At 40.8% G+C, this 14,212-nt stretch carries 14 protein-coding genes, 1 pseudogene and 2 riboswitches; all 15 genes and pseudogenes read right to left on the minus strand.

The window, feature by feature from the left end; all coding sequences use genetic code 11:
- Nucleotides 1–155: 155 nt before the first annotated feature.
- The 15 genes and pseudogenes from ACZ9EE_RS04395 to ACZ9EE_RS04465 all read right to left on the minus strand — a co-directional run bounded on the left by ACZ9EE_RS04395 (nucleotide 156) and on the right by ACZ9EE_RS04465 (nucleotide 13,996).
- Complete coding sequence (locus ACZ9EE_RS04395) at nucleotides 156–848, minus strand: ECF transporter S component (protein ID WP_476025458.1); 693 nt, start codon at nucleotides 846–848, stop codon at nucleotides 156–158.
- Nucleotides 848–2,470, minus strand: a complete 1,623-nt coding sequence (locus tag ACZ9EE_RS04400) for an ABC transporter ATP-binding protein (RefSeq protein WP_476025459.1) — start codon at nucleotides 2,468–2,470, stop codon at nucleotides 848–850. The genes ACZ9EE_RS04395 and ACZ9EE_RS04400 overlap by 1 nt, the downstream gene beginning before the upstream one ends.
- Complete coding sequence (locus ACZ9EE_RS04405) at nucleotides 2,452–3,132, minus strand: energy-coupling factor transporter transmembrane component T (RefSeq protein WP_476025460.1); 681 nt, start codon at nucleotides 3,130–3,132, stop codon at nucleotides 2,452–2,454. The genes ACZ9EE_RS04400 and ACZ9EE_RS04405 overlap by 19 nt, the downstream gene beginning before the upstream one ends.
- A complete protein-coding gene (locus ACZ9EE_RS04410; RefSeq protein ID WP_476025461.1) occupies nucleotides 3,053–3,331 on the minus strand; it encodes a hypothetical protein in 279 nt (92 codons plus the stop codon). The genes ACZ9EE_RS04405 and ACZ9EE_RS04410 overlap by 80 nt, the downstream gene beginning before the upstream one ends.
- Nucleotides 3,332–3,352: 21 nt before the next feature.
- Complete coding sequence (locus ACZ9EE_RS04415) at nucleotides 3,353–4,147, minus strand: DUF4430 domain-containing protein (protein ID WP_476025462.1); 795 nt, start codon at nucleotides 4,145–4,147, stop codon at nucleotides 3,353–3,355.
- A gap of 52 nt (nucleotides 4,148–4,199) precedes the next feature.
- A complete protein-coding gene (locus tag ACZ9EE_RS04420) occupies nucleotides 4,200–6,071 on the minus strand; it encodes a DUF4430 domain-containing protein (RefSeq protein WP_476025463.1) in 1,872 nt (623 codons plus the stop codon).
- 129 nt (nucleotides 6,072–6,200) lie between these two features.
- Nucleotides 6,201–6,388: riboswitch (cobalamin riboswitch) on the minus strand.
- 124 nt (nucleotides 6,389–6,512) lie between these two features.
- Nucleotides 6,513–6,983: a 6,7-dimethyl-8-ribityllumazine synthase gene (gene ribH, locus ACZ9EE_RS04425; protein WP_215046153.1), complete on the minus strand. Its 471-nt coding sequence runs from the start codon at nucleotides 6,981–6,983 to the stop codon at nucleotides 6,513–6,515.
- Nucleotides 6,984–7,024: 41 nt separating this feature from the next.
- Nucleotides 7,025–7,639, minus strand: a pseudogene (gene ribB / locus ACZ9EE_RS04430) (3,4-dihydroxy-2-butanone-4-phosphate synthase); the annotation flags it as partial.
- Nucleotides 7,640–7,667: 28 nt separating this feature from the next.
- Entirely contained in the window at nucleotides 7,668–8,327 is a 660-nt protein-coding gene (ribE, locus tag ACZ9EE_RS04435) for a riboflavin synthase (protein ID WP_476025464.1), read from the minus strand.
- A 192-nt stretch (nucleotides 8,328–8,519) separates the two neighbouring features.
- Nucleotides 8,520–8,667: riboswitch (FMN riboswitch) on the minus strand.
- A gap of 121 nt (nucleotides 8,668–8,788) precedes the next feature.
- Complete coding sequence (locus ACZ9EE_RS04440) at nucleotides 8,789–9,259, minus strand: GyrI-like domain-containing protein (RefSeq protein ID WP_476025465.1); 471 nt, start codon at nucleotides 9,257–9,259, stop codon at nucleotides 8,789–8,791.
- Between the two features lie 114 nt (nucleotides 9,260–9,373).
- Nucleotides 9,374–10,636 (minus strand): CapA family protein, encoded by a 1,263-nt coding sequence (locus ACZ9EE_RS04445; RefSeq protein ID WP_476025466.1) that lies wholly within the window; start codon nucleotides 10,634–10,636, stop codon nucleotides 9,374–9,376.
- Between the two features lie 112 nt (nucleotides 10,637–10,748).
- Complete coding sequence (gene katA, locus ACZ9EE_RS04450; RefSeq protein WP_476025467.1) at nucleotides 10,749–12,209, minus strand: catalase KatA; 1,461 nt, start codon at nucleotides 12,207–12,209, stop codon at nucleotides 10,749–10,751.
- 278 nt (nucleotides 12,210–12,487) lie between these two features.
- The gene (locus ACZ9EE_RS04455; protein WP_215046162.1) at nucleotides 12,488–12,688 is read right to left on the minus strand and encodes a cold-shock protein; all 201 of its coding nucleotides are present in this window, start codon (nucleotides 12,686–12,688) and stop codon (nucleotides 12,488–12,490) included.
- A gap of 106 nt (nucleotides 12,689–12,794) precedes the next feature.
- Nucleotides 12,795–13,547, minus strand: a complete 753-nt coding sequence (locus ACZ9EE_RS04460; protein ID WP_476032854.1) for a Cof-type HAD-IIB family hydrolase — start codon at nucleotides 13,545–13,547, stop codon at nucleotides 12,795–12,797.
- Between the two features lie 143 nt (nucleotides 13,548–13,690).
- Nucleotides 13,691–13,996, minus strand: a complete 306-nt coding sequence (locus ACZ9EE_RS04465) for an iron-sulfur cluster assembly accessory protein (protein ID WP_476025468.1) — start codon at nucleotides 13,994–13,996, stop codon at nucleotides 13,691–13,693.
- Nucleotides 13,997–14,212 lie beyond the last annotated feature (216 nt).

Genomic DNA, 14,212 nt, shown 5'->3' on the forward strand with positions numbered 1-14,212 from the left:
CCTTCCGCTCCAATCAACAGAGTTCTTTTACTTAGTCTGAATTTAAAAAGGTATAATTTCTCATCATTAAGAGAAATTATACCTTTTTTGTTGTTACTTTAAGATTCTTAACAAACTGACGGCTTTTCAGTGCCCTATAAAAAACTGGTGTTTTTTTATTCTAATAATCCATACTTCCGTTTAAAACGAATTAAAATCTTAATCCAGACCCCGCCAAACACCACTAAAAAGAAGACATTGGAGATGGCATGAAAGGTATCAAAGGTGGCACTGCCTGCCATATAAACTAAAAACGCCTTCCAAGACTGGGCTCCGCCGGACTGAACCAGTGCTATAAATCCCCACAAGTTCATAATCCAGCCAAACAGGTATCCCCAGATCACGCCGAACAGGATCTGCCCCCATCTTTTTTTCATAAATAGGGTATTCCTTAACAGTCCAGCCGTTAGACCCACTAACCCCCATGAAACCATTTGCCATGGTGTCCATGGCCCCTGTCCCATCAACATATTCGAAGCAAGCGCGGCTACCGCTCCAATGACGAAGCCGCTTTCTGCTCCAAACACATAACCGGACATCATAATGACAAAGGTCGTGGGCTGAACACTTGGCAGACTAGCAAATGGAATCCTCCCCACTGCCGCAATTGCAGCGAGGACGGCTAGAAGCACCAATTCCCTAGGTTCCACCTTCCTAGTTTCAAAACGAAAGAGAAAAAGAATAATCGCTAAAAAGATGAGGCCGAAGCTCAACCATAAATAGGAATCCTCCCAGATATAGTTTAGCCCTAATAGCACAAACATGATCACAAAAAGCAATCCACTGATCAAGACCCTCTTTTTAATCATTACTGTGTGACCCCCTCAAGAGTCACTAGAATTTCCTCCTGAGACAGCCCGCGAAATACTCTTTGGATCATCGTCGTATAAAAGAAGTTCCCTTTGAAAAACTTTTCCGGTACATCCTCAGAAGTAATCTTGCCTTGAAACATCATCCCGCATTTTGTCGCATACTGGGCTGCAAACTCGACATCATGGGTCGATATTAGAATCGTCATACCAGTTGCATGAAGTGAAATAAGTATTTTTGCCAAATTCCTTTTTGAGATAGGGTCCAGCCCTTTAGTCGGTTCATCCAATAAAAGAACCTCAGGCTTCCTGACTAAGATACATGCTAAGGCAGCCTTTTGTAGTTCTCCGCCGCTAAGGTCATAAGGATGACTTGACATCAAATGGGAGATCCCTAATTGATCGAACAGCTGTTGTACATCGGAAGCTTTTGATGCTTCCCACTGCTCTAGCGCCATCTGGAGCTCTTTTTCAACGGTGTCCTGCATGAAAAAAAGCTTGGGGTTTTGCGGTAAATAGCCAACCTTCTTCGTTAATTCTACCTGTTTATATTTTTTTAAAGGTTTCTTATCGAAAAACACGCTGCCGTTATCAGGTTTTAACAAGCCAGCCATCAATTTAAGCAAGGTGGATTTTCCTGAACCATTCCCTCCGAGTAAGGCATAAAACTCACCATGGTTTACGCTCAGTTCAAGTTCCTCTAGAATATTATCACCTTTCTGATCATAGTGAAAGGATATATTCTTCAGCTTTAACCGTTCTTTCGTTTGGGGCAAGTACCTTGCTGGTCTTGGAAAATTAGGCACTACCTTTTGTTTTTGTACCCAGTCCCTGCCCTCTTTTACCGTTAATGGGACACTGCCATGACCCTCCAAACTTAAAAATAAGGCAGGAATACTCGGAACATATGCCTTATACTCAGTATTCCAAAGCTCACCAAGGACCAATTTCGGTTTCCCAGAAATTTCCACTCTTCCGTTTTCCATCATGATGATTTTGTCAGCCAAGGTAAAGACTTCTTCAAGCCTATGCTCCGCCATAATAATGGTCATCCCGAATTCCTCGTTCAGTCTCTTGAGCAGATCGATAAATTCCCTTGCACTAACAGGATCAAGCTGGGCAGTAGGTTCATCGAGTAATAAAATAGAAGGCTGCATCATCAAGACAGAGGCTAAGTTTATTTGCTGCTTTTTCCCTCCGGAAAGTTCCTGTGATTTTCGAATCAGCAAGGATTCCGCCCCAAAAAAATGCACCATTTCCGCTACTCGGTTTCTCATTTCATTTGGTTCCAGGCCGATATTCTCCAAGCCAAAGACGATTTCATGTAAAACATCATTGGCGACAATCTGATTTTCCGGATCTTGAAACACAAAACCAACTTCCTTGCTTAGCTCGGTGGTCTCTTCAATTGCTTGACCATTAATGGAAATCCTTCCTGACAGCGTACCATGAGGCTGGATTTCTTTTTTTAATAAACGTAACAGCGTGCTTTTTCCAGAACCTGATGCCCCAAAAAGGACAACGAATTGCCCTTTTTCGATGTTTAGTGAAAGATTCCGAATGGCAGGTTCCTTACTGTCTGGATAGGTAAAACTCACATCGGTTAATTCGATAAGCGCCATCGGAACATTCCACCTGCCTCGACTAATAATGGGAAACTTAAAAATAATGTATAAGAAATTAAAACTGCTGTATCCATCAACGAAAGATGCCATGTTTCCATCAACGGGTATACGGTAAGAAAACCATAACCTGAAATTCGTTCAACTATGCTAAAGGAGAGCAGACTTAGTAAATACATAATCGCGATCCAATCTGCTTGGTTCATTTTAAAATATTCATAGGAGGAACGTGGTCCGTAGCCGTAGCCCCGTGCTTTCATCGAGTCAGCAGTTTGAATCGCTTCTTCTAACGAAAAAGTCAATAACGTTTGCACATATAGCATACCAATTCTGACTCTCGCTCTCCAGCTGCCATGAGTGACTGAAAGACCTTTACTTCTTTGGACCATCGCTATCTCTTCCAGCCTTCTTCTCATTAACGGAATAAATCTTAGGGTTAACATGAGGAGGACAGCAAATTGCGGTAAAATCTTGGCAAATAAAAATAATAGTTTGTTTGGTGTCATGATGACATTATAAGACACGAATAACGCGATAATCCCAATAATCGAGAGGGCATTCATTCCACCATAAACGACCGCTTCAACCGTGACACGGTGTTGGTTGATTTCCATTAACAGATGCCGTCCCCTCTCGTTGAACAGCGGATTCATCATCACCATCAGCAGGAAGGTCGTGATAATGAAGAACGACCAGCGCCGTAATCCGTTTCAAGCGATCATGGAGTAGATTAATCAAAAAAACAACTGCAATCGAGGTCACTAAAAAAAGGGGGTGCAGCATTAATATTAGCAAGGATACCGCTCCCGCATAAAAAAGAAAAGTAACAAACGGATGAAAGCGATCAAACCGTAGTCTCATCGCTTGTTCCTCCTAAAAATATTATTCGGTATAGTAGCATTCAATCCGATCACCAGCTTTTACCTTTATAACTCCGATGCTCTTGGTGATACTCACACCATTGTGCTTAAACACCCAGCCGCTTTTTGCTCCATAATCAAACTCATAAATATTATCAATACCTTCTATATAAGCTGTTGCTCCGCTGCCGCTTGAATCTATATCAATATTTGTTCGTTTTACAACATCAAAAATTGTATCACCATCATTTATTTTCACCTTACTAGGAGCAAGAATGGTCCCTTTGTCTTTTGGCCCAACAATTGATAACGTAACCGTAGCCACCGGCTTTGGTGCTGGAACTGCCGGCTTCACAACTGGAGTTGTCTGTGTTGTTGTTTTGGTGTTTGTTGTTGTGTTTGTTGTTGTCTTTGCTGCTGGATTAGTCGTACTGCTTGTTGTAGTTCCTGCCGGTTTTGCTGTAGATGTTACAGTATTTTTACTTGTTGTTGCTGGAGTAGACGGCTTTTCTGCAGCTGAACTTTTTTGAACCGGCTGTGGACTTGGTCCGCTTTCCATTTTCGGAGCTGCCGGTTTGGAAGCTGGCTGCTGTTTTTCCTCTGTTACTGCCGGAGCAGCTGCCGGTTTCGTTTCTTCAACAGTAATCTGTTGCTTTGACTCTTGCTCAGCTTTATTGTCTGCTTTTGCGGTTACTTCAACCGTTTTTGTTTCTTTCTTCGTATCCTGGTTACTGGCGTTACTTGAACCGCATCCTGTTAAACTAAAGATGACTACTAAAATGGCTAAAAGAACAGCAAAGTTAAATCTTCTTTTCATGTGTACCTCCAATCAATCCCCTCTTGTGATTCCAAGAGGGGATTCCTTATTTTCATACGTTTTGTTTTCTTTGTCTGATATAAAAAACACTACCCGCAATGATGAATAAAAGTCCCAACGCTAAAAGGTTATACATATTCGTCGCTGTATTTGGAAGTGCGTGTCCTGTCTGACTGGTAGTTTTCACAACTTCAGCAGTTGGAGCAGGTTGTTCCGTTTTCGGAGTACCAACAGCCGGTGTCTCGACAGCTGGATTATTCTCAGATAGTGTCAAATGGTATAAGGAACCTTTTCCATCTGTAAACAGTTTATAGGCAACTAATCCTTGAATCGCTTGTGAGGTTGTAAACGGGTCACTCGCATCCCCGCCCTGCCAGTCAAAACCGCCATCTTTATTTTGGAATGATAGCAAATACTTTACAAGTCCGTTATTGTCTTTCGAAAAATCACCGCTATTGGCATCGATTCCAAGCGCAGATAATGCGATAATCACTTGGGCTGCTGTTGAGCTATTATCAATTTTGGATGCTTGATACTGTGTTGATAGAAACTGGACGGCTGCCTCAACCTTTTCCTTTACACCAGCCTGATCCTTAAACGGTGCCAGGGCAGTTAAAATCATTGCTGTCGTATCAATATCACTTGTTGAACTTTCGTCCCACGCCCAGCCGCCATCACTGTTTTGTCTATCCGTCAAATAACTGATCAGTTTTTCTTTTGTCCATTGGGCCGAATTCGGTATAGTGAAATCTGCGCTGTCTAAGGCCACTAGTGCATAGGCAACCCCATTTAAGCCTTGTTTTGTCACATTTCCATTATAGATTGCTTCGATTAGATTATACCCTTCTACATTTGTCGGATTACCGCCTGCAGCTATAATCCCTAGAGCATATCGTTCGGTATCGGTAATTCTTGAAAACTTTCCTTGTTTCTCTTTCACTATTGCCTTTACTCCTGCAAGATAGTCCTTGGGAATTGCTTTTCCCGCTTGCTTTAAGGCAATGACTTGCCATTCGCCCACTTCGTTTTTCAGCACATAGGCACTCGTAGAATTTACTGCTGTTTGAAGAATATCTGCTGAGATTGTCCCAGTGGCCGGTGTTGATGGTATTGATGGTGTTGTCGGTGTTGTCGGTGTTGTCGGTGTTGTCGGTGTTGTCGGTGTTGTCGGTGTTGTCGGTGTTGTTGGTGTTTTTTCTTCATTGTCTCCATTTCCTGGAGCAGGTGTATAGGATTCAAGTTGAAAACTGATTTGGTTTCCATTTTGAAGCTGGTAACTTTCTGCCCCAACAGAAGCCATATTTCCATCCACATAGAATCCCCAGAAGTTAGATCCTTCCGCTTTAATACCTTTTAATGTAGTAATCATCTTTCCATATTGTGTATCCTCAAACCCAACCTGGTCATTTCCTAAAGCTACTTGTAATAGCTGAAATGCATTAGGACTGCCAATCACTTCTAACGATGGAAAGTCCGCTACTGTTTTCTTTTTATCATCGACAACTTTCAGAGAAACCGTCGATTTTGCTGGTTTTGTATAATCGGTTAGCCGGAATGTTAATTTGTCACCATTTTGAACCACATATGAATCCGGTCCGACCTGGGCAGAGATTCCATTGATAAAAAAAGCCCAAAATTGGTTTTCTCCTGCTTTCACTCCATTAATACCGGTTAGCATCGGGCCGTAACTGCTATTCGTATATTCGAGGTTTTCTTTACCAACCGTATCAATCAGCGCCTCGGCAGCTGTTTCTTTCTCCCTATATTGGAGTGCCTTTTCAGGAGCTATTGCTGTCGAGTCCAGCCCTAATACAGTTACACTGCCTTGGTTTCCCTCCGCCGCTAAAGCTGATGTTTGGAAGCCGCTTGTCAGTACCATCAAGACTAACAGCAATGACACCCATAGATTTTTTCTTGTTAACATTCTACTTGCATCCCCTTCACTTAAATATAGACATAAAAAAATCCCCCTATAGAAGGAGGAGTGTTATGTACGTTAAGCTAGAAACCATACGTATGTTTCTATTCTTAACACTCTCCTATCCGCGTAGGCTGTTGGTGTCGAAAACAGGCAGGTTTCCTGGCTTATGATCATCGCTTCCTGCGTCTTCCCATCTTTCGACAGTGACATCTGCAGGCTGCTCCCATTTACAGTGGCGGGACCGCGTTGGTTTTAAACCAACTTCCCTATTAAGCTTAGAGTCTAGTAAAGACTCAAGCACCTATTTTACCGTGCTATTTTTTTATGATAGGACTATTATATCGACAAATCGATTCGTTTGTATATACCTATCTTAAAATCATTAATATTTTAAAATAAGAACAGGCCGTAAGCTGCCTGTTCTTATCCTTCACTGCCCATCCATTACTGTTCAATATTTCTGCATAAATTCGCCATTTCAATTGCTGATACAGCCGAATCCCAACCCTTATTTCCAGCCTTTGTTCCGGCACGTTCAATTGCCTGCTCGATTGAATCGGTTGTTAGAACTCCAAAAATAACAGGAATACCACTTGCTAATGCCGTTGCATTAATTCCCTTAGCCGCTTCGTTACAAACATAATCAAAATGTGGTGTTGCACCGCGGATGACCGTTCCAAGGGTGATAACCGCATCATACTTTTTACTAAATGCCATCTTTTGAGCAATCAACGGTAGTTCAAATGCACCCGGAACCCAAGCGATATCTACGTCAGATTCGCTGACACCATGACGTTTTAACGCATCCTGTGCACCATCTAATAATTTACCAGTTATAAACTCATTAAATCTCCCGACCACAATCCCAACTTTTAAACCCGTCCCTACTAAATTACCTTCAAATATATTTGTCATGTTGATTCCTCCAAGATTATTTTTTATTTTTCAGACTTTGTTTTTGACTGACTTTCTTTTTTGGTTCGATACTCTATCAATGCTTCAATCGTAATCATTTTTAGATTCAATTGATCAGCTAATTTTCGAAGCTGTGGTACACGTGCCATTGTGCCATCTTCATTCATGATTTCACATATTACTCCAGCAGGCTTAGCTCCACATAATCTGGCAAGGTCGACTGCAGCTTCCGTATGCCCGTTCCTCACTAAGACACCGCCTTTTTTCGCCATAAGCGGAAACATATGCCCAGGCCTTTTAAAATCCTCCGCTTTTGCTTCTGGGTCAAGTAAACTTAACACAGTGGCCGAACGTTCATAGGCAGATATTCCGGTCGTCGAAAATTTATGGTCAATACTGACAGTAAAAGCCGTTCCATGATAGTCTGTGTTGTGTTCAACCATTGGCTGTAAATCCAATTTATTTGCTAATTCTTCTTCAATGGGCACACAGACTAGCCCTCTGCCATGTGTGACCATAAAGTTAATAACAGCTGGAGTTGCTTTTTCAGCCAAGGCAATAAAGTCCCCTTCATTTTCCCTGTCTTCATCATCACAAACGATAATGACTTTTCCTTCTTTTAAATCCGCTAGGGCTTCCTCTATTGGATTGAACATGTAATCACTCCTTTTTCTCTTTCTATAACTAATAAAAGCCGTTTTCTTCTAAAAAGCTTTGTGTAAGCCCTGATTTTTTTTGCTGCTTTGATTCCTTGCCAAGGCTTTGGATAAAATGGCCGACATATTTGCCAATCATATCGCATTCTAAATTCACGATATCGCCTGAGCCTTTTAAGCCGATTACAGATTCTGATAAGGTATGTGGAATAAGCGAAAGGGTAAAACTTGTGTCTGAAACATCAAATACGGTTAAGCTAGTTCCGTCTACCGCAACAGATCCGCGGACAATCACATATCTCAGAACTTCAGGATCAGCCTCGATTTCGTAATAAACGGCATTTTCCAAGGCTTGTTTTCTTTTAATCATCCCAGTTCCATCAATATGACCCGAGACAAAATGTCCGCCAAATCGGCCGCCTGCTGCCATTGCTCTCTCAAGATTGACCCTTGTACCACTTTGGACATGATTTAGGCTGGTTGCTTTGACTGTTTCCGGCATGACATCCACTGTAAACTGCCTGCTAGAAAAAGAAGTAACTGTCAGGCAAACACCATTTACAGAGATGCTGTCACCAAGATGTATATCCTGTAGTATCTTTTCCGCTTCTATCGTTAATACATACGAATTTGCCGCTCGCTGGATCTTTGCTACTTTACCTATTTCCTCGATAATTCCAGTAAACATTATCCTTCTTCTCCTTACTTTGGTTATGCCGTTTTCTGGTATCTTTCATCAGGACACACCACTGCAAAGTCTAAACTCCTTCAGAGTATAAAAAAAGACCCTGAAGAAACGAATTTCTTCAGGGTCGTAAAAATGACAATAGGAAATAAAGGGTATCGATAGGCATATTTCACCCTATACAAAACCCGCGATTTTATCCTTCTCCCATCCAGACTTTAACTGTCGGCCCTGGAGTTTCACCAGATCCACCGTTTAACCATGAGGTTAACCGGGTCACGGACTTAGAAGCACTTGCTTCATCACCGCCGGTTAGGAATTTCACCTGACCCCGAAGGAAATATTTAGCTTTGTTTGTTATGTTATTATACTAAAGTGTAATAGTAAAGGGAAATGCTCGAACAAAAAAGTTGAACATTACTTCACATACTTTTTGGAAAGGAGTTTAAAAAACTCCTTCACTACTACAACTCATAGGTTCTAACCGGTAAATAAATCTCAAAATACAAGTCTCCAGATGTATTTTGCTGCTTATGCTCTTCTTTAAAAATTTCTAACCCTAAGGCGTGATGATCCTGTTCATAACCATATTCCTTCATCCAAGTGAACAGCTGTCGATATGTAGTTGCTACCTCTTTCAGGCTTCCTTTATGAGTGGTACACACATAGTTTTTTCGCGGAATGGTGAACCCTACCATCCCCTCTGGTACGTTCTCGATTTTCCCAACAGGTTTTGTAACATAATAAGTTAACTCTGTCTCTCTGCTATGAAACGGTGCAATCACAACCGGATCGTTGGTCAGACAAGAAACTTCCTCTTTCCGATCCTCCATTTTACTAAAAAGTCTTGGGATTGATTTTACCTCTGAGAAGGTACCTGTCCAAGGTATCCCAACTACTTTTAGTTCGTCTTTCTCTACCACCTTAATACTCAATTTAAAGACCCCCTTTTTTTACTTCATACTATTCCTATAATTCGAATAATATCCATGAAATCCTTCCTAAATAATTCGACCTCGACAAAAATTTTTCTACAAAAATTCTTTTTTTTATGGATTAGTTTCTGCTACAGTTGTTTTCTCAGAAATATCCCCATTTTGGATTGTTAATCCTCCATAGGACAATCCTTGAAGTTCCCTCCAAACAGCACGTTTTTCTTGATCACTTTGTTTTACAATTTGGTCGTGTGATATCTTAAATGGAACAAAGGTCATCTTCATATCTCCCTTATCAATATCAACATGAAGAATTCCTGTTTGAGCAGCGTTCCCCTTTACATAATTGGGGAACAAAAAGTTTCCTAGCGAATAGGCGATTGGCTTCCCTTTGTAGTATTCAAATCCTTGGAGCACATGGGGATGACTGCCGATTACCCCGTCTGCGCCTGAATCTATCATCTTCCTTGCCCACTCCTGCTGAAACGGCTCGGGAGAACGTTTTGTTTCGACTCCCCAATGGATAAACACAAATAAATAGTCAGCGTTTACCTTTTCCTTTTTAATAGTTGATTCGATCAGGCTTAGATCATACCCATTGGCAAGGCCGGGTTTAGTCTCTGTTGCGACCCAAGAATAGTCTGGCAGCACCCTTGAGAAAGCTAGTATTTTTACTGTTCTCCCTTTTAATCTATAGGTTTTTGCTCTATAGGCTTCCTCTTTAGTTAATCCGCCGCCAACGTAATCTAATTGATACTGTTTTAAGGAAGCAACTGTATCAGATAACCCTGTTTGTCCAAAATCGAGAGAATGATTGTTCGCCAGGCTGACAAGCTGAAAACCCGCATTTTTTAATCCCGGCAAGGCACTTGGGTTTGAACGAAAGGTAAATTGTTTTTCTTGTTTTGTTCCCCCGGTAGTAACAGATGTCTCCAAATTTAAGATGCTAAGGTCACTGAAAGCCAGTTCATCTTTTATATGTATAAAAGGATAGTCTGGTCCCTTTTGCTCGATTGTTTCTTTTACCGACCAATCCATCATCGTATCTCCTGCAAAGGTTAAGCGGATCGGCTCCTTGTGAACCAGGTCGACTGTTTGAGCTTGATTGCTTATTTTTTCTCTTGGATAATCCCTTTCAAGAAATGAAACCTGTTCATAAAAGGTTCCCGGATGCTGTAATTGAACGGACTCTTGAAAGAGCCTCCCGAACATTTTCTTAGCAAAAAAGTCAAAATAGAAGGAAGAATTTTCATAGTTGATTTTGTTGTTTTCCTTATTTAATAATGTTGTGCTACTGTTTTCCTGTGCATTTACAGGAAGAGTTATTCCAAAGAGAAATATCCATAAGAAGGCGACTAAGATTATTTTTTTAGACATAAATTTCCCCCTATCTAAAAAATAGTGTAATCAGGAGGACGTGAAAATGCTGTCGGAATTTGTTGAAAAATAAAAAACAGGCTGTTCCGCTAAAGAACAGCCTGCATTCGATTTACTTTACTTCCTGAGGAATAGCCAATCCCAATCCTTTGGCAACTCGCTCGCCATACTCTGGATCTGCTTTATAGAAATGCTGAATTTGACGTAATTTGATATCCTCCCGCTCGACCGGTTTCATCGCCCCGACAATCGTATCGACTAACCGAGTCCGCTCCTCTTCAGACATTAAGCGGTAAAGATCCCCCGTTTGTGTATAATGGTCATCATGGTCGTAGGCAGTTTGTGCTGCAGCACCTGTCACCTCAAAAGCGGTTTGCCGGTGTTCAACAGCTTCCTTTGGACCGCCAAAGCTGTTAGGTTCATAATAAACCGAGCCGCCGCCATTATTGTCAAACCGCATAGCGCCATCACGCTGATAGTTATTCACTTCTGCCTTTGGTCTGTTAATTGGCAGAAGGTTATGGTTAGGACCTACACGGTAGCGGTGGGCATCAGAATAGGCAAATAATCGGCCTTGAAGCATTTTATCAGGTGATGCCTCTACCCCAGGTACCATCGTTCCAGGCGAGAATGTTGCCTGCTCAACCTCTGCAAAATAATTCTCAGGGTTGCGGTTTAAAACCATTCTGCCAACCTCGATTAATGGATAATCCTTATGAGACCACACTTTTGTCACATCAAATGGATCAAACCGATACGTATTTGCATCTTCAAATGGCATAATTTGAACATGCAGCCGCCATGCTGGAAAGTCACCATTCTCAATCGCATTAAATAAATCCTCGGTATGATAATCTGGATTTTCTCCAGCTAACTTTGCCGCAACGTCTGCAGACATATTTTTAACCCCTTGTTCACTCTTAAAGTGATATTTCACCCAGACCGCTTCACCATTCTCATTTACCCATTTAAATGTATGGCTGCCGTAACCATTCATATGACGTAATGTTGCCGGAAGACCACGGTCACCCATTAAATAGGTTACTTGGTGTAAGGATTCAGGCGATAGTGACCAGAAATCCCAGACCGCATTCGGATTTTTCAAATGAGTTTTGGGATCTCTTTTTTGGGTATGAATGAAGTCTGGAAACTTGATCGCATCACGAATAAAGAAGATAGGTGTATTATTTCCTACCAAATCATAGTTACCTTCTTCTGTGTAAAACTTTACAGCAAAACCGCGCGGGTCACGGACCGTATCGGCTGAACCCAGCTCGCCGGCAACGGTAGAAAAGCGGATAAACATTGGCGTGCGTTTGCTAACTCCATTAAACAATTTTGCTTTTGTAAATTTCGACATATCATTTGTCACTTCAAAATAACCATGTGCACCGGCACCCTTGGCATGAACCACACGCTCTGGGACTCGTTCTCGGTTAAAATGAGCTAATTTCTCTAGTAAGTGTACATCTTGGATTAAGGTTGGTCCTCGTGAACCAGCCGTCATAGAATTTTGATTATCCCCTACAGGGGCACCTGTACCTGTTGTTAAATGTTTGTTTGTGTTACTCATTTAATCACCTCGTAATCTATTTTTTAAACTTTAACTAGATTATAATATAAACTTAGTAAAAATCAATCCTAAATTATAATAATTATAATCTAATAAGAAATATAAAGTACAACTTGTACTCACTATTACATTCGTATTAAAAAAAGAAGGACGTTATTCCCAATTATAAGAAATAACGTCCAAAATTTTTTTTGAGATATGATGGAGGAATCATCAGGGGAATGATAGAAGGAATCAAAAACAGACCCTCATGGTGAGGGTCTGTTTTGTTGATAGGTCTATTGTTTTTGAACGTTGACTGCTTGCGGTCCACGTTGGCCATTTTCGATTTCAAATGTAACCTCTTGACCTTCATCTAGAGTTTTGTATCCATCTCCTTGAATTGCTGAGAAATGAACGAATACATCTTCTCCGCCTTCGCGCTCAATGAATCCAAATCCTTTTTCACTGTTAAACCATTTTACTTTACCATGTTCCATTTTCTTTGTAGCCTCCTAGCATGTAGCCATATCATAAATTTTGCAAAATAAACTTGCACAAATAGTTTTACCAACGTCATAACTCTTTATACCCGTTAAATTTTAATTATTCCAGTACCCATTTTTGAATGGCTTTTGCGACACCATCCTCTTCGTTTGTCGAGGTTATCCAGTCGGCTTCTTGCTTCACCACATCTTGGGCATTTCCCATGGCTACCCCAAGCCCCGCCTCTTTAATCATCATTAAATCGTTCCGACTGTCGCCAACCGCCATTACATTCTTCATGTCAATTCCTAACCTCTTGCAGACAACCGCTAGTCCGCGCGCCTTGTTTATTCCGGCCGCATTGACTTCGATGTTTTTTAAAGTGGAATTAGTTAATTCAAATTGACCCTTTGTGGTGAGTTCATTTAAAACGAGTTCCCTTGTTGCATCATCATCAATCGTAAAACCAAACTTCAACCACTCCCAATTATGGAGATCCTCTGGTAATTCATTATGCACGGTTTGCACCGTATTGATCGCCCAGAACTTGGCTTTATGCTGATTTGAAAGTTCCAGCATCCATTTTATATGTTCAGGATCTACGAGGTTTCTCTCGACTAATTCCCGATTTTCATCCCAAATCTCACTGCCATTTACGGTTACCAAATAGGAGTCAAGCTCTAAGTCATCTGCATGGTCACGGCAGGTTAACAAGGAACGTCCGGTACTTAGGACAACGTTAACCCCTTTTTCCTTTGCAGACTTAATGGCTTGACGATTGGCTGGTGAAATACGTCCTTTGTTGTTTAATAAAGTTCCATCCATATCCAGAGCAACTAGCTTAATCTCAACATCGTTTTTGAAGTTTTCCATTACTGTCATAAACTCCCTTCTCCCATGTTCTGTTAATAAGATACCACTATTAAGAGCTTGATTTCAAAAATGATCATCTATTGGTTGACATAATATAATTATCTTAATAAAAAAATCCCTGCTTTCCAGCAGGAATTTTCCTCTTAATGATGGTGATGATGTCCACCTTTTGATGGATTCGTAATCAGCCACTCTTCATTAGGAACATGGAAAAATTGGATCCAGATATCGTCTAGGTATTCATCATTTTTATCGAGAATGAAATCTATATCCTTATCAGATTTCACTACTGCGTCATTTTCAGTTGGTGTATCAAGCTTCAAATCATAATGGGCATGATCTCCGTGCACACTTGTCACAAAGACACGAAATAGTTTGCCCTCCGTCCCATCCTCTGCTAACATTTTTTTCAATGCTTTTGCCGCATGTCGATTAACTTTTACCTTCATTCTTTTGCTCTCCTCTATTATGTATTCTCTTTTATTATCCCACGATAGATTCAAAATAGACAGTTTTAACTGTTAAATGAGTTATTATGCAGGTAAATTGGCAATTCATTTACTTGTTTCCATTCCATTTCCATATTAGCATTTTAAATCCTTAACAAATTTGTCACAACTTTTTCAAAAAACCTATATAAACATTATGGCGAAATTGTTAATATT

The sequence above is a fragment of the Bacillus sp. URHA0034 genome (genome assembly GCF_056280405.1).